Source organism: Serratia sp. D1N4 (assembly GCF_054552755.1).
The window spans coordinates 1,000,102-1,016,251 of the sequence record NZ_CM137274.1; the positions used below are offsets into that span (position 1 = coordinate 1,000,102).

The 16,150-nt window shown below is 52.4% G+C and carries 14 protein-coding genes and 4 tRNA genes; 13 read left to right on the forward strand and 5 right to left on the reverse strand.

From position 1 onward, the window contains the following. Positions 1–51: 51 nt before the first annotated feature. The 3 genes from ACX1CU_RS04270 to ACX1CU_RS04280 all read right to left on the reverse strand — a co-directional run bounded on the left by ACX1CU_RS04270 (position 52) and on the right by ACX1CU_RS04280 (position 2,943). Positions 52–1,503, reverse strand: coding sequence for an alpha/beta hydrolase (locus tag ACX1CU_RS04270; protein WP_459401393.1), 1,452 nt, complete (start codon positions 1,501–1,503; stop codon positions 52–54). Positions 1,504–1,654: 151 nt separating this feature from the next. Next, positions 1,655–2,122 (reverse strand): outer membrane lipoprotein, encoded by a 468-nt coding sequence (locus ACX1CU_RS04275; protein ID WP_459401394.1) that lies wholly within the window; start codon positions 2,120–2,122, stop codon positions 1,655–1,657. 377 nt (positions 2,123–2,499) lie between these two features. Continuing rightward, positions 2,500–2,943, reverse strand: a complete 444-nt coding sequence (locus ACX1CU_RS04280) for a periplasmic heavy metal sensor (protein WP_459401395.1) — start codon at positions 2,941–2,943, stop codon at positions 2,500–2,502. Positions 2,944–3,112: 169 nt separating this feature from the next. Here ACX1CU_RS04280 and ACX1CU_RS04285 point away from each other — a divergent pair, with 169 nt between their 5' ends. The 3 genes from ACX1CU_RS04285 to ACX1CU_RS04295 are packed head-to-tail and all read left to right on the forward strand — an operon-like array spanning position 3,113 to position 6,048. Next, positions 3,113–3,295: a hypothetical protein gene (locus ACX1CU_RS04285; RefSeq protein WP_459401396.1), complete on the forward strand. Its 183-nt coding sequence runs from the start codon at positions 3,113–3,115 to the stop codon at positions 3,293–3,295. Beyond that, entirely contained in the window at positions 3,279–4,718 is a 1,440-nt protein-coding gene (gene zraS, locus ACX1CU_RS04290; RefSeq protein ID WP_459401397.1) for a two-component system sensor histidine kinase ZraS, read from the forward strand. The genes ACX1CU_RS04285 and zraS overlap by 17 nt, the downstream gene beginning before the upstream one ends. Continuing rightward, positions 4,705–6,048, forward strand: coding sequence for a sigma 54-interacting transcriptional regulator (locus tag ACX1CU_RS04295; RefSeq protein ID WP_459401398.1), 1,344 nt, complete (start codon positions 4,705–4,707; stop codon positions 6,046–6,048). The genes zraS and ACX1CU_RS04295 overlap by 14 nt, the downstream gene beginning before the upstream one ends. 78 nt (positions 6,049–6,126) lie before the next feature. Here the strand turns inward: ACX1CU_RS04295 and ACX1CU_RS04300 are convergent, their stop codons facing one another. After that, entirely contained in the window at positions 6,127–6,864 is a 738-nt protein-coding gene (locus tag ACX1CU_RS04300; protein WP_459401399.1) for a carbonic anhydrase, read from the reverse strand. 271 nt (positions 6,865–7,135) lie between these two features. Between ACX1CU_RS04300 and mltB the strand changes: the two genes are divergently transcribed. Then, positions 7,136–8,212: a lytic murein transglycosylase B gene (gene mltB, locus ACX1CU_RS04305; RefSeq protein ID WP_459401400.1), complete on the forward strand. Its 1,077-nt coding sequence runs from the start codon at positions 7,136–7,138 to the stop codon at positions 8,210–8,212. 52 nt (positions 8,213–8,264) lie between these two features. Here the strand turns inward: mltB and ACX1CU_RS04310 are convergent, their stop codons facing one another. Continuing rightward, positions 8,265–9,641 (reverse strand): MFS transporter, encoded by a 1,377-nt coding sequence (locus ACX1CU_RS04310; RefSeq protein ID WP_459401401.1) that lies wholly within the window; start codon positions 9,639–9,641, stop codon positions 8,265–8,267. Between the two features lie 220 nt (positions 9,642–9,861). On the opposite strand from ACX1CU_RS04310, the gene pncC reads away from it, so the two are divergent. The 9 genes from pncC (at position 9,862) to ACX1CU_RS04355 (ending at position 16,077) form a co-directional block, all read left to right on the forward strand. Beyond that, positions 9,862–10,350: a nicotinamide-nucleotide amidase gene (gene pncC / locus ACX1CU_RS04315; protein ID WP_459401402.1), complete on the forward strand. Its 489-nt coding sequence runs from the start codon at positions 9,862–9,864 to the stop codon at positions 10,348–10,350. Positions 10,351–10,461: 111 nt separating this feature from the next. Next, the gene (gene recA / locus ACX1CU_RS04320) at positions 10,462–11,526 is read left to right on the forward strand and encodes a recombinase RecA (protein ID WP_459401403.1); all 1,065 of its coding nucleotides are present in this window, start codon (positions 10,462–10,464) and stop codon (positions 11,524–11,526) included. Positions 11,527–11,588: 62 nt separating this feature from the next. Further along, complete coding sequence (gene recX, locus ACX1CU_RS04325) at positions 11,589–12,122, forward strand: recombination regulator RecX (protein WP_459401404.1); 534 nt, start codon at positions 11,589–11,591, stop codon at positions 12,120–12,122. A 133-nt stretch (positions 12,123–12,255) separates the two neighbouring features. After that, the gene (gene alaS / locus ACX1CU_RS04330; RefSeq protein WP_459401405.1) at positions 12,256–14,883 is read left to right on the forward strand and encodes an alanine--tRNA ligase; all 2,628 of its coding nucleotides are present in this window, start codon (positions 12,256–12,258) and stop codon (positions 14,881–14,883) included. Positions 14,884–15,136: 253 nt separating this feature from the next. Continuing rightward, a complete protein-coding gene (gene csrA, locus ACX1CU_RS04335; protein ID WP_004091602.1) occupies positions 15,137–15,322 on the forward strand; it encodes a carbon storage regulator CsrA in 186 nt (61 codons plus the stop codon). A gap of 313 nt (positions 15,323–15,635) precedes the next feature. After that, a tRNA-Ser gene (locus ACX1CU_RS04340) sits at positions 15,636–15,728 on the forward strand. A 3-nt stretch (positions 15,729–15,731) separates the two neighbouring features. Beyond that, positions 15,732–15,808 (forward strand) — tRNA-Arg (locus ACX1CU_RS04345). 61 nt (positions 15,809–15,869) lie between these two features. Next, positions 15,870–15,946: transfer RNA gene (locus ACX1CU_RS04350), tRNA-Arg, on the forward strand. Between the two features lie 54 nt (positions 15,947–16,000). Then, a tRNA-Arg gene (locus ACX1CU_RS04355) sits at positions 16,001–16,077 on the forward strand. The last annotated feature ends 73 nt before the right edge of the window (positions 16,078–16,150 follow it).

Consider the following 16,150-nt stretch of genomic DNA (forward strand, 5'->3'; position numbering starts at 1 on the left):
ACCAATAACGATGGCTGGTGTTGTTTATGCACCAGCCATCAGAGGCGTTGTTTATTTCGGCTGTGACCCGATGTTGTCATCAATACGCTTGAGCATATACGGGAAGAACGGGTTCGAGGAGATGCGCATCAACGAATCCAACCCGACCACCAGCACCGCTCGTTCACCGCGTGCGGCGAAGGTCCCCAGGCTGATGCCATACTGGTTACGTGGATCAGGATAGCGGCCATACAGTGAGTCATTGAGCGGGAACGGCAGAGCAACGTGTGACAGCGAGAAAATATCTGGCAAGTAGGTGATGCCCAGCATTTCGGTGGTGTCTGCGCTTTGCCCGGCTGCGGTGGTGCGTGCCAGTGTATCGGTACTTTCTGGTGAAACGTTGGTCACTACCGTTGCCTTGTAATTGCGTGGCGGTGGCGGCAACAGCCGTGGCAGTGCGGTGTAGGACGAGGTTCTGAGCAATGGCCCGAAACTGACCGCCTGGTTTAAATCAAACAATACCACTTCACTGCCATTGGCGGGCAGATGGTTATACAGCGCCGTAATTACCGCACGGGTACTGACTGTAGAATCCATAACCGATTGGAAGGTCAGAATCGGTGGCAATTCCCCCATCTTGTTGTTACGCGAATCGCGGGCGATCTGCTTTTGCAATTCCTGGGTTAATTGGAAAGACTGACGCGCCGCATTCACCGGGAATGAATTGTATTTAAACGGGTTGAACTCAGGCACGATGCCCAGCCAAGCCGCTTTGGCAAACGCCGGGAAAATGGCTGGCCAACCGGCAACGCCAGCAAAGCGGGCAAAGCTGGTCACGCCGATCATCGGTGAAATCAGCACCACGCGCTGAGGTTTTGCCAAGGTGGCATCATCTAGCGCATCCAGCGTGTATTTCATCGCCAGTGCGCCGCCGTTGGAAAAACCAATGATGTGCAGCGGTACATCGTTACCTGCCAGGCTTTTGGCTTCACGCACCGCCAGGCGGGTTGCGGCCAACCAATCCTGCCAGTCTACGCTGGTCAAAGCCCCTGGAACGGTTCCGTGTGCAGGTAAGCGAATACCGACGGCAACATAACCTTCCTGACGATAATTATCTGCAATATGTCTCAGGCTGTAAGGGGTATCGGTTAAGCCGTGTAACAACACTACGGCACCTTTTGGCTTGCCTTCCGGCATCATCACGTATGAGCGATTCCAATCGGTGGGGAATTTTTCGGGATAGATAGGGCTTCCGGAATAATAACGGTTCAACGGTGTCTGTACGCTGCTGTCCAGCTTATCGGTAACATTCAACCGGACTTCATTGAAAATAGCGTCTTCCGCTTTCAGATAGTCAGCCCAACTGGCTTTATCGATCGCATCGGCACGCATTTCATGCGGCACAAAAGTGTGCCACAGCTGTAGTGCCGGGCCTTGCTGGGTGTAATAAATACGCCCAATCAGTGCACCGACGACTAAAAGCAGCACCATCAGTACAAGACGTTTAACCCATTTGATAAGCATATATCTTAACTCCGTTTCTTATTGTAATAACCGAGCCGGAAAACTCGCTATCATCCCGAAAAGTTTATTGATTTTTTGTACACAGTCTCCCTTTTGATAAGCCATTCTGCCGTGAACGGCCTAAACAAGAGGATAACGTTTTAAACCACCTTTAGCGCGGTGATACGGTGACGGTGCGGCCATTGGTGGCAATGGCAACGCGTTGTCCAGGGTGGAACTGGCTGCTTCCCTGTGCCTGGACCACAATAATGTTCGTGCCATCGTCGCGGCGGACTTCAAGCTCTACACCGTTGCTGCGATTCATTGCGCTCTGTACGTTCTGGCCTACCACTGCGCCACCAACGGCGCCGGCTCCGGTTGCCAGATTCCGTCCACGGCCACCGCCAACGGTATTACCCAATAAGCCACCCACCACGGCCCCGCCAACGGCACCCGCGACATTATTACCATCGCCGCCCTGAATGGTTACCGGGCGCACTGACACCAAGGTTCCGTAAGTGACGGTCTGAACCTGCCTGGCCTGCGCGGCCGTAAAGGTATCGCCGGAAGAGGTATTATTAGCGGCACAACCACTAAGGGCTGCGACCACAACAGCAATGGCAATGATTGTTTTAGTCATATAAACCCCAAAAATGTCTAGTGAGTGTAAGAAGTGACGAAACCGGTAGTCTCGTAGTTTGAAGTATGGCAGGAACTTGATTTTATTCAGGTAGCGGTGAAAAAAATTATGGTGGAGGTGCAGGCTTGAGTAGTGTAAATATGGAATGATTGTAAATTTATAATTTAAATCAATGAGTTGTGATTTCTTATGTCTCTGGATAAATTTTCATCGTGATGAAGGAGAAATATGCGCATCAAAGCTATCTGTACGAGTGAGCAAGGAGAGAACCCCGGAGTTGTTGAGCGTTCTCTCCATTTTGCCTTTAAAAGACGGGAAAGTGAGCCTTAGCCGTTATTTCAGCCATTGGATCAGGCTGATAACCAGCGGGCAAGAATTTAACGGCACCCGCGGCCGCCATGCATTCCTGCTCCACCCATTCCCATGCGGTGCCCCATAGCGGGGACTCCGGCTTTTGCCAACTGAGTATCCAACTCCACACGCTGTTGGTAGAGATTGTCGCGTAATGCGGTAATTTCTTTGCTGACGGCCAGAACCTTTTGCTCATCAAGCGGCTTACTGGTTAACAGCGCTTGGTACTCATATTGCTTGGACATCATCTGTTGGCGTAAATCGGCCGTTTTAAGCTGGAATGCATCAAAAGCCTTCTGGCTCGTTGCCTGCTGCTCCGGCGTCAGGCTGGCCATATAGCCCTGGTGATAGCCCATACCCCGCTGGGAGTTCGGTCCATTCATACCATTTTGTGCCATAGCAACATGGCTAAACCCTGTCAGTGTGGCGAGGGAGAGGATGGCGGCAAGGGTAACTTTGTTCAGTTTCATGATTTACGTCCTTATGCTTGATATCAATAAATGGAATATCGCCAGATGTTCCACCATGTCATTGCAACCGGCGTGCCATGATCGGGTTGGCATGGGAATTGTATGGATCAACGATCGTTATTGATGGGTGCTTAATCCGCTAAAGAGCGCCAAGCAAGGAGTCCAGGCTGTGAATACGCTTAACGTCTTGGCAAGAATAAAAAATAAGGCAGGTAGAAAATGGCGATGTGTTTGCCAATACCCAGGTAAAAAGTGGGTTATTTTTACTCGCTTGACTGATGGTGTGAGTAATAATTACCCGTACGCTAGCGCAAGCCAGATTGAAGAAGGTGCCAATGGTGACGAAAATTAAAAAAAAATCAGGCATATCTTCGGCGTTACTGGCCTGGATGGTTATCTGCCCGGTGGTCGTACTGCTCGGTATCATTATCACGCTGGCCGTCAAGGACTTGCAGAGCGGGCGGGAGATTGAGATCCAGACGCTACGTGAAAAAAGCGCGGTGCTTATCCGTGCGTTTGAGTCCGGCGCGCGCACCGGCATGGGCATGCGCTGGCGTCAGGATCAGCGCCAGATCCTGCTGGAGGAGATGGCCTACCAACCGGGGGTGCTGTATATCGCGATTACCGATCGTTCAGGCAGGATCCTGGCTCACAGCGATCCGCTGCGGGTTGGCAGTCAGTTGTATAGCCAGCAACAGATGGAGGCCTTGCAGGCGACGGGTGCAGAACAGTGGCATATGACTTCTTTTGTTGATCGGCAGCAGAACCGCCAGAATGCCTTTGAAGCTTATCGTTTCTTCAAACCATTGAAACGCGGTAACGGCCACGGTGGCCATATGATGAACATGTATCGAGCTACAGAAACGGAGCCTGCCGATAGCCAGAATGATGAGCAAACCCTCATTTTTGTCGCCTTCGATACCTTGGCGCTGGATGCCGCTCAGGCGAAAGATATCCGTAACGCCTCCATCTTGCTGTTCACCCTGTTGTTGCTGGCGTTGACCAGCCTGCTGGCATTGTTCTGGGCACGACGCTATCAGCGTTCCAGCCGCCAACTGCAAGACGAAGTCCGCCGGAAAGAAAAACTGGCGGCCATTGGTGATCTGGCGGCGGGCCTGGCGCATGAGATTCGCAATCCGCTCTCTTCGATCAAAGGGTTTGCCAAATATTTTGCAGACCGCTCGCCGCAAGGCAGCGAAGAGCAGGAATTGGCCAAGGTGATGGCGAAAGAAGTCGATCGCCTGAATCGCGTGATTAGCGAATTGCTGGCCTTGGTACGCCCTGTGGATTTACGCCTACAGCTGGTGGATATCAATGAGGTGATCGAGCACTCATTGCACCTGATCCGCCAGGATGCGGTGAACAAGAATATTACTATCCGCTATAGCCGCAATAATGCGTTGCCGCTGGCTGAAATCGACCCCGATCGCCTCACTCAGGCGTTGCTGAATCTTTATCTGAATGCCATTCAGGCGATCGGGGCTGATGGTTCGCTGGAAGTGGCTGTGGTGCTGGTGGGCGAGGAGGGGTTGCGCATTACCGTTACGGACTCCGGTAAAGGTATCAAGCCGGACGATTTGGCGAAAATTTTCAACCCGTATTTCACAACCAAGGCAGCGGGCACCGGCCTGGGGCTGACCATCGTGCAGAAAGTGATCGAGGAGCATCAGGGTAGCATCACCGTGACCAGTCATTCACCGTCTGGTAGCCGTTTTGCGATAACGATTCCATTAAGACATACAAAACCGGAGGCTCCTGAGCATGGCGACGCCTAACGCGCATATTCTGGTGGTGGATGATGATCTGAGCCACTGCACCATCATTCAAGCCCTGATGAAAGGGTGGGGATATCGGGTCACGTTGGCGCATAACGGCCTGGAGGCGGTGGAACAGGCCAAGGGCACACCGTTTGACCTGATTCTGAGCGATGTCCGCATGGCGGAAATGGATGGCATTGAGGCGCTTAAGGCGATCAAAACCTACAATCCGGCGATCCCGATCCTGATTATGACCGCTTACTCTAACGTTGAATCGGCGGTTGAGGCGATAAAAGCGGGTGCCTATGATTACCTGACCAAACCGTTGGATTTCGACATATTGCAGCTTACGCTCGAGCGGGCGCTGGAACATACTGCCCTGAAATCTGAGAATAAAACCCTTAAACAACAGCTGATTAGCGATCATGGCAATATGATTGGCCGCAGCGCGCCCATGCGTCGCCTAATGGAGATGATCGCCATGATCGCGCCTTCGGAAGCGACGGTGCTGATCTGCGGTGAATCAGGCACCGGCAAAGAGCTGATCGCCCGCGCGGTACACGCCAACAGCCAGCGCAAGGATCGGCCGTTGGTGAGTATCAACTGCGCGGCGTTGAGTGAATCATTACTGGAGTCCGAACTGTTCGGCCATGAGAAAGGGGCTTTTACCGGCGCTGATAAACGCCGCGAAGGGCGTTTTATGGAAGCGAATCAAGGCACGCTGTTTCTGGATGAGATTGGCGAAGTTTCACCGTTAATGCAGGCGAAATTACTGCGGGCGATTCAGGAGCGGGAAATCCAGCGGGTTGGCAGCAACCAGACGCTGTCTGTTGATGTGCGGTTGATCGCCGCCACCAACCGCGATCTGATGGCCGAGGTGGAAGCGGGCAGATTCCGTCAGGATCTCTATTATCGCTTAAACGTGGTGACGGTAGACAGCCCGCCGCTACGACAACGCCGCGAAGATATCCCGCTGTTAGCGATGCACTTTCTGGCAAAGTTTGCCGAACGTAACCGCAAATCAGTTAAAGGATTTACCCCACAGGCCATGGATATGCTGCTGAAATACCACTGGCCTGGTAACGTGCGCGAATTGGAAAATACCGTTGAGCGCGGCGTGATCCTGCTGACCGGCGATTTTATCAGTGAAAAGGAACTGCCATTGAGCGTGAGTTCACTTGCTGATGACGAGCAGGAAAACGGTGTGGAGCAACCGATTCAGCCACTGGAACAGGTAGAGAAAAATGCGATCCTCGCCGCATTAGAAAAAACCGCGGGCAATAAAACAGAAGCCGCCAAACAGTTGGGCATTACCCGCAAGACGTTATTGGCCAAGTTGCAGAAATAAAATGCGCGGAGCTTTAAAGTCAAGCGCAGCGGTGTGATTGATATCAGCCGCTGCGCTTTTTATCTAAAAGTTACGTTGTTATGAGAGAAATTCCACTTTACCGCCAGCCAGGTGGTACATGCTGCCGACGATTTTTATTTTCCCTTCTTCTTCCAGTTTTTTCAGTACCGGGCTGTTTTTACGGATATCTTCGATCGTCATCATAACGTTGGTTTTAGCTACCGCATCGACAAAGTCATAATTTTTGCCAGAGCGTTCACCTTCGTAGACGGTTTTGTCGATCGCCGGTTTGATCTTGTTCAGCAAGCCGGTCAGATTGCCCAGTTCTGCATTATCAATGGCTCCCCGCACCGCACCGCAGCCAGTATGCCCTATGACCAGCACCACTTTGGCACCGGCAACGGCGCAGGCGAACTCCATACTGCCCAGGATATCGTCGTTCTGGATGTTACCTGCGACGCGGGCGTTGAACGTTTCACCAATTCCGACATCCAGCAGGATCTCCGCCGGGGCGCGCGAGTCGATGCAGCTTAAAATAACGGCAGCTGGAAATTGCCCGCCTTGGCTAGCCTGTTTCTGTGCTACATAGTCATGCTGCTGCATCTTCCCTTCGCGGAATCTCATGTTGCCATGTTTAAAGCTTCCGATAATGTCATCCGGCGTCATTTTATCGCGTTGTTCTTTGGTCATCGCGGCAGCAAAAGCAACGGAAGGTGCGGTAAAACCGGCAACACCGGTCATAGCAAGAACGGAGAGGGCGGCGGTACGTTTTAATAGAGTTCTACGTGCGGGCTCTTTGGCGGGAAGCTTACTCATAACGTTATTCCTCTGTGTTATTCGGTAGTACAACACTGCGATTATGGATTTACACCAATACAATCGGGTAAAGACGGCAACCTGGCGTTTTAGGGTTGAACCGATATCACCTGTAGAGACGTAAGCATTATAAGTGTATATGCCCCCTCGATTTTCGTCGGAGTATTTTGCCACCGTCAGGCGGCGAATATGTGCCATATTCCTGTTTGTTCGCGTCAGACAATGCCTTAACATAGCAACCACTCTTTCTGCCCGGCTATATGGATATCCGATGCGTCATTTGGTCACCCTGTTACCCCTGATCCCTTTGCTTGCTGCCTGTAGCAGCGAGCCCGTACCCCAAGAGCAAGCTCCTCAGGCCAGCCTGGTTCAGAGCGGTTTTCAACTTGAGCCGGAACACGCTATTCATCCACTGAGCGGGGATTTTGCCGACAACCCGGCCACGGCACGCTTTATCGATAAAATGGTGCAGGAGCATGGTTTTGAACGCCAGCAACTGCATGATGTGCTGGCGCAGGCGCAACGGCTGGATTGGGTGGTGCGCTTGATGGATAAACAGGCACCGGCTGGCCGACCTTCAACGACCCCAAATGGAGCCTGGATCCGCTATCGCAGCAAGTTCCTGACCCCCGACAATGTGCAAAACGGTGTGGCGTTCTGGAATAAGTATGACGAAGCGCTACAGCGTGCCTGGCAGGTTTATGGCGTGCCACCGGAGATTATCGTTGGCATCATCGGGGTGGAAACCCGTTGGGGCCGGGTGATGGGTAAAACACGCATCATCGACGCCTTGGCTACGCTGTCGTTTGAGTACCCGCGTCGTGCTGAGTTCTTTACCGGTGAACTGGAAACCTTTTTGCTGATGGCGCGCGCGGAAGGGGACGATCCGCTGTCACTGCGCGGATCCTACGCTGGTGCCATGGGGTATGGCCAGTTTATGCCTTCATCATTCAAGGGCTATGCGGTTGACTTTAATGGTGACGGCCACGTCAACCTGTGGGATCCGGTGGATGCTATCGGCAGCGTTGCCAACTATTTCAAAGCCCATGGCTGGACCCGAGGGGCCACAGTGGCAATTCCTGCCAACGGTCAGGCAACCGGCCTGGAAACCGGGTTCAAAACCAACTACGCCATCACCAGCTTGGCGGCAGCCGGTTTAACGCCGCAGGGCTCACTGGCTGGCTATCAGCAAGCCAGCCTGCTGCGTTTGGATATGGGCAACCGTTATCAATATTGGTACGGGTTACCGAATTTCTACACCATCACCCGCTACAACCACAGCGTTCACTATGCCATGGCGGTTTGGCAACTGGGTGAAGCGGTCGGCAGGGCGCGGCGCGGGCAATAATACTGGCAAGTCCACCAGAGATTGAGCGTGTAATGGCGCAATCTCTGGTGGTTTACAGCATGGTGTAGGCCTTTTTCAGCCCGGTATCTTCTTCAGGATCGGCACCTTGCTGATGGAGTAACGCCTCTATTTCTACAATCTCTTCGATCTGATCGGGTGCCGCTTCTGGTGCTGGCATGGTGTCCTGAATGATTTGCTCATCAAACGTCGGATTCAAGGCCGGGGAGAGTGGGGAACTGGTCAGGCTATCCGGTATGGCGATATGGGGCAGTGGCGCATCCTGTACAAACTGCGATTTGTCTTCTTTCACCGTTCTGCTGCAGGCTACAAGCAATACTCCGCAAAGGGCAAAGAACGCGTACAGAATATTGCCACCCAGCGGTTGGATCAGCGCCCCAACGGCCAGCGGGCCGATACTGGCCCCCACGCCAAATGACATCAACAAGCAGGCGGCCAGCGAGACGCGGCGCTCCGGCTCAATCAGGTCATTAGCCAGCGCCACCGCCAGCGGATACAGCGTGAATTGCAGCATGCTGACGACAAAGCCCACCCCCAGCAGGATTGGGAAATCAATATGCGGCAATAGCGCCAATGGCAGAGAGGCGATAATCAGCAAGATCGCATTAATCTGCATCAGCAGGGTGCGGTTGTAACGATCGGACAGCCAGCTCAGAGGTAACTGCGCCACCAGCCCGGCAAAAATAGCGATCGCCATAAACAGGCCGGTTTGTTGCGTCGTCAAGGATTGCTGGCTGGCGTAAACCGGTGCTAATCCATAGAAGGAACCCACTACCATGCCGATCACCAAAGTGCTGGCCAGCACTTTAGGAATGGCGCCGATAAAATAGCGCAGCTCCATGGGCGCGGGTGACATATGGCGAGCATTGGTGCGGGTGGTCAGGGCGATCGGGACCAGGCAGAGAGCAAAGCACAGGGCGATCAGCAGCAGCGTGGTGATCCCCAGATCGGTTTGCAGCATCAGCACGATCTGCCCCAACGACATACCGAGATATGACGCCGCCATATAAAAACCAAATACCCTGCCGCGTTGATTGGATTCAGACTGATCGTTCAGCCAGCTTTCCAACACCATGTATTGACACATCATGCACAGGCCGATAATCAGCCGCAGCACGACCCATACCGGGATATATTCCGTCAGGCCATGGCCCAGCACCGCGGCGGTAATAATACCGGCACAAGAGACATAAGCGCGGATGTGCCCGACGCGGGCAATCAGAAAGTGCCCCACTTTGCCGCCGATCACCAGGCCAATATAGTTGGCGGCGATAATGGCCCCGATCAGTGCGCCAGTTACGTTGATGGAGGTCAAGCGTAGAGAGATGTAAGTGGTGAGTAACCCTGACCCCAGCAACATCAGCAGAGTCGTAGTGTACAGCGGAAAGAATACGCCTAACGTTTTTCTCACTCTGCCTTCCTGTTTCTTATGGCTAATAAGCCGATGTGCGGTATCCCCATAACCAAGCAACGCAGCAATCTGTGCGTCGCCTTTGATACTAGCAGTTTGAGGTACGGCTTAACACTGCATCAACCTGCGAAACGCTGCGCATTTCTGTCATGACCCCGCCAGCGATGCTTGATAAATGCTACTATCGGGCGCATATAGCTTGATTCACTAAGGAGAGGCGATGAGTGAGAGTACACTGCGCAAGCTCAGTATTTCCGTTGGGCAAAAAATGCAGGCCAGCGGCCAGTGGATCACCTGTGCAGAGTCTTGTACCGGTGGGGGAATTGCCAAAGCTATTACCGATATTGCGGGCAGTTCGGCCTATTTTGATCGTGGTTTTGTCACCTATAGCAACGCGGCGAAGCACGAATTGTTAGGGGTGGCTGAAGCCACCTTGATGACGCACGGCGCGGTGAGTGAGGCGGTGGTGCGCGAAATGGCGCAGGGAGCACTGCATGCCGCCAAGGCCGATCTGGCGCTGTCGGTAAGCGGCATTGCTGGCCCTGATGGCGGCAGCGCTGATAAACCTGTGGGTACCGTCTGGTTTGGTTTTGCCGAACGTTCTGGCCGTGTGCTGGCGCGTAAAATGCAATTTGCTGGCGATCGCGATGCCGTGCGGCTGCAAGCAACGATTTTTGCGCTGCAAACGGCGCTCGATGAATTTTTGTAAAATTAGTCTTGATACTGTATGACCATACAGTATAATTAGCGACATTTCCTGCACAACATACATTCAGTGGCAGTGTGGGGTAACACCGGCATTGCATAACGAGGAGCAAACATGGCTATTGATGAGAACAAGCAAAAGGCGTTAGCTGCGGCACTGGGCCAGATTGAGAAACAATTCGGCAAAGGCTCCATCATGCGTCTGGGTGAAGACCGTTCAATGGACGTAGAAACGATCTCCACTGGCTCGCTGTCACTGGATATCGCACTGGGTGCGGGCGGCCTGCCAATGGGCCGTATTGTTGAGATTTATGGCCCGGAATCTTCAGGTAAAACTACTCTGACCCTGCAGGTTATCGCCTCCGCTCAGCGTGAAGGCAAAACCTGTGCGTTTATTGATGCCGAGCATGCGCTGGATCCTATCTATGCCAAGAAACTGGGTGTTGATATCGACAACCTGCTGTGTTCTCAGCCCGATACCGGTGAGCAGGCGCTGGAAATCTGTGATGCCTTGACCCGCTCCGGCGCGGTTGACGTGATCATCGTTGACTCCGTTGCGGCTTTAACGCCAAAGGCAGAGATCGAAGGTGAAATCGGTGACTCACACATGGGCCTCGCGGCGCGTATGATGAGCCAGGCGATGCGTAAGCTGGCCGGTAACCTGAAAAACGCCAACACGCTGCTGATCTTCATCAACCAGATCCGTATGAAAATTGGGGTGATGTTCGGTAACCCGGAAACCACCACCGGGGGTAACGCGCTGAAGTTCTACGCTTCTGTCCGCCTGGACATCCGCCGTATTGGTGCGATCAAAGAAGGTGACGAAGTGATCGGCAGCGAAACTCGCGTAAAAGTGGTGAAGAACAAGATTGCTGCACCGTTCAAACAGGCCGAGTTCCAAATCCTGTATGGCGAAGGCATCAACAGCCGTGGCGAATTGGTCGATCTGGGCGTGAAGCACAAGATGATCGAGAAAGCTGGCGCATGGTACAGCTACAACGGTGAGAAGATCGGCCAGGGTAAATCAAATGCCTGTAACTTCTTGAAAGAGAACCCCGCTATTGCCGCTGAGTTGGATAAAAAACTGCGTGATCTGTTGCTGCACAGCAATGGCGAACCGGTTGCCGCTGTTGCTGAAAACTTGGATGATAATGAAGCAGAAACCAGCGAAGAGTTTTAATCTTTGCCGGTAAGCAGGCACACCCTCGGTGGTGTGCCTGTTGAGCTCTGAGGTTGTATGGTATGAATGATGGCGTTTCCTCACCCTCACGCAATGTATTAAATGCTTTGATAAGCCGCGCGATGCGCTTATTGTCTCAACGCGATCATAGTGAAGTTGAACTGCGCCGCAAACTTGCGGCGCAGCCGTTTGTAGCGAATGCCAGATTTGGCGCGAAATCCCCAGCAAATCCCCCCGAACAACCCGTTGACCCCGCAGTGATTGAGCAAGTGATTGCCTATTGTTATCAGCATAATTGGCTGGATGACCAACGTTTTGCCAATAGTTTTATCGCCGGGCGTAGCCGTAAAGGCTATGGCGCACAGCGCATTCGCTCTGAACTGATGCAGAAAGGCGTAGAAAAAGAGATTGTGCAGACGGCGCTGGCAGCCTGTGACATTGACTGGTGTGAACAGGCTAAGCAGGTCGCACAGCGTAAATTTGGCGATCCACTACCGGTAGAATGGAAAGATAAAGCCAAAGTTCAACGTTATCTACTCTATCGTGGCTTCTTTCAGGAAGAAATTCAGTCAATTTACCGTGATTTTGCGCAATGAACGCACACGGGGTTTTACTTCCCTCTGAAGAAAATTTATCTTATTCACACTTTTTGTTCGTGAGCTAGATGATATCGTCAGGATGTCGTGCTTCTTGCTCACGTGTCGTTATTCTAGCCTTTCCAGGAAAATTATGAGCAAGAGCACCGCTGAGATCCGTCAAGCGTTTCTCGATTTCTTTCATAGTAAAGGTCATCAGGTCGTAGCAAGCAGCTCTCTGGTGCCTAACAATGATCCGACATTGCTGTTTACCAATGCCGGGATGAACCAATTTAAGGATGTTTTCCTGGGGCTGGATAAGCGAGCCTATTCTCGTGCTACCACTTCACAGCGTTGCGTTCGTGCTGGTGGTAAACACAACGATTTGGAAAACGTGGGTTATACCGCACGTCACCATACTTTCTTTGAGATGCTCGGCAACTTCAGTTTCGGCGACTATTTCAAACATGATGCGATCAGCTATGCGTGGGAATTGTTGACCGGTGAAAACTGGTTCAACCTGCCAAAAGAGAAGCTGTGGGTTACCGTGTATGAGACCGATGACGAAGCTTTCGACATCTGGCAGAAGCAGATCGGTGTTCCGGCTGAACGTATTATCCGCATCGGTGACAACAAAGGCGCGGCCTTTGCTTCCGATAACTTCTGGCAGATGGGTGATACCGGTCCGTGTGGCCCGTGTACCGAGATTTTCTTCGATCACGGCGATCATATCTGGGGTGGCCCTCCAGGCAGCGCGGAAGAAGACGGTGACCGCTATATCGAGATCTGGAATATCGTGTTCATGCAGTTCAACCGCCAGTCCGACGGCACCATGCAGCCGCTGCCGAAACCTTCGGTGGATACGGGGATGGGCCTGGAGCGTATTGCTGCGGTTCTGCAGCATGTAAATTCCAACTATGACATCGATCTCTTCAGCACCCTGATTGCCGCCGTTGCGGACGTGACCGGTGCCACCGACCTGAATAATAAATCACTGCGTGTTATCGCCGACCATATCCGCTCGTGCGCATTCCTGATCTCCGATGGCGTCATCCCTTCGAATGAAAACCGTGGTTATGTGCTGCGCCGCATCATTCGTCGTGCTATTCGTCATGGCAATATGCTGGGTGCGAAAGATACCTTCTTCTACAAGCTGGTTGCGCCACTGATCGGGGTGATGGGCTCAGCTGCAGATGAGCTGAAGCAACAGCAAGCGCTGGTCGAGCAGGTACTGAAAACCGAAGAAGAGCAGTTTGCTCGCACGCTGGAGCGTGGTTTGGCGTTGCTGGACGATGAGTTGGCCCAATTGCAGGGCGATACCCTGGATGGCGAAACCGCATTCCGTCTGTACGACACCTACGGCTTCCCGGTTGATCTGACGGCCGATGTTTGCCGTGAGCGTGGCTTGAAGGTTGACGAAGCTGGCTTTGAGCAGGCAATGGAAGCACAGCGCCGCCGTGCGCGTGAATCCAGCGGCTTTGGTGCTGATTACAACAGCATGATCCGCGTCGAAGGGGCTAGCCAGTTCAATGGTTACGACCTTGACGAGCAACAGGCTAAAGTGGTTGCATTGTTCCGCGATGGTCAGCCAGTGGATGCGATTCAAGCAGGTGAAGAAGCGGTTGTGGTCTTGGATGAAACCCCATTCTACGCAGAGTCGGGCGGCCAGGTGGGTGATAAAGGTATACTGAAAACTGCCGATAGTAAGTTTGTGGTCAGTGATGCACAGAAATATGGTCAGGCGATTGGCCATCAGGGCAAACTGGCGGCGGGTACGCTGAAGCTGAATGACCGCGTTGACGCAATAATTGATAGCGCACGCCGTGATCGCATTCGCCTGAACCACTCGGCAACTCACTTGCTACATGCGGCGTTACGCCAGACTTTGGGTGAGCATGTCGCACAGAAAGGCTCGTTGGTGAATGACAAGTACCTGCGTTTCGACTTCTCCCATTTTGAAGCGATGAAGCCGGAGCAAATCCGCGCAGTCGAGGATTTGGTAAACCAGCAGGTACGGCGTAATCTACCGGTGCAAACTGAGGTTATGGCGCTGGACGATGCCAAACAGAAGGGCGCGATGGCGCTGTTTGGCGAGAAGTATGACGATAACGTGCGCGTGCTGAGCATGGGTGATTTCTCAACCGAACTGTGTGGTGGGACTCACGCCAGCCGTACCGGGGACATTGGCCTGTTCCGTATTCAGAGTGAGTCGGGCACTGCTGCGGGTATTCGCCGTATTGAAGCGGTGACCGGTGAAGGAGCGATTGCTACCCTGCACCAGCAAAACGATCTGTTACAGGACGTTGCGCATTTGGTGAAAGGGGATAGCAATAATCTGACGGATAAAGTGCGTGCGGTGCTTGATCGCACCCGCGCGTTAGAAAAAGAGTTGCAACAACTGAAGGATCAGCAGGCTGCGCTGGAAAGTGCTTCACTGTCGAGTAAAGCGAAGCAGGTCAAGGGTGCTAAACTGTTGGTCAGCCAGTTGGATAACGTGGAACCGAAAATGTTGCGTACCATGGTTGATGATCTTAAAAATCAACTGGGTTCTGCAGTGATTGTTCTGGCCACGGCAGAAGAAGGAAAAGTCAGCCTGATTGTTGGTGTTACTAAAGATCTCACTGACCGGGTGAAGGCTGGTGAGTTGATTGGCAATATCGCGCAGCAGGTTGGTGGTAAGGGCGGTGGCCGCCCAGATATGGCGCAGGCTGGGGGTAGTGATGTCAGTGCTCTGCCAGCGGCATTAGAGAGTGTTGAAGCTTGGGTGGCTTCGAAGTTGTAAATATAAATAAATAGGCACGTGAAGACGCCATAAGATTCTGTAAATTATGGTGTTTTCATACGATGCTAAGACAATGTAGTTATAATTACGGGAACAAAGTTTTTCAGGTCGGCTAAACTTATCATAGTCTGGAGTGACACCAAGTCTGCTTACATTTATTGTGGGCTTTATGACTTACGTTTTCACTGCATATAATGGATAATGGCCGGGAAACTGAGAGACCCGACTCTTTTAATCTTTCAAGGAGCAAAGAATGTTAATTCTGACTCGTCGAGTTGGTGAGACCCTCATGATTGGCGATGAGGTCACGGTCACAGTGCTGGGGGTTAAAGGCAACCAGGTTCGTATTGGTGTTAATGCTCCCAAAGAGGTGTCTGTACACCGCGAAGAAATCTATCAGCGTATCCAGGCCGAGAAGTCTCAACAGACGACTTACTGATTTCTGAGCAGCGTCTCGTGTTACTGCGAGACGCTCTTGCTCCCTTAGTCACTTCCTTTCCCCCGAGCTTTCCTCTGTTTCTTCCAATTATTTTTTTCTGGTGTGCAAACTTTTGCGCCATCTAACCCTATGTTTGCTTGTTGATAAAACACTCTTTTTGTCGTGAAATCACGCATGTTGCCTGTGATTTGTGCAAATGAGCATGAGTTGGGAAAAATTGTTTGACTTATAAGTCGGGGAAAGTAATATGTGCGCCACGCAGTGCCGATGAGCTTCTCTAAAGCAAGTTAGGCACAATTCGCAAGAAGCGTATGGTGAGGTGGCCGAGAGGCTGAAGGCGCTCCCCTGCTAAGGGAGTATGCGGTCAAAAGCTGCATCCGGGGTTCGAATCCCCGCCTCACCGCCATTTGCATCCATAGCTCAGCTGGATAGAGTACTCGGCTACGAACCGAGCGGTCGGAGGTTCGAATCCTCCTGGATGCACCACATTTAGCCATATGGTAAAGCGGTTGAAGTTGTACCATAAGGCATCAAAAAGAATTCCTGTGCATCCATAGCTCAGCTGGATAGAGTACTCGGCTACGAACCGAGCGGTCGGAGGTTCGAATCCTCCTGGATGCACCATTCTTCAAGTGAAGTTTCACGGAACGAAACAAATTCGCTGTAACAAATTAGATCGCATCCATAGCTCAGCTGGATAGAGTACTCGGCTACGAACCGAGCGGTCGGAGGTTCGAATCCTCCTGGTTGCACCATCTAAGAAAAACCCGCTTCGGCGGGTTTTTCGCTTTTATCTCCTGCTATTCCCTGTCAGTACAGCACTTTCCG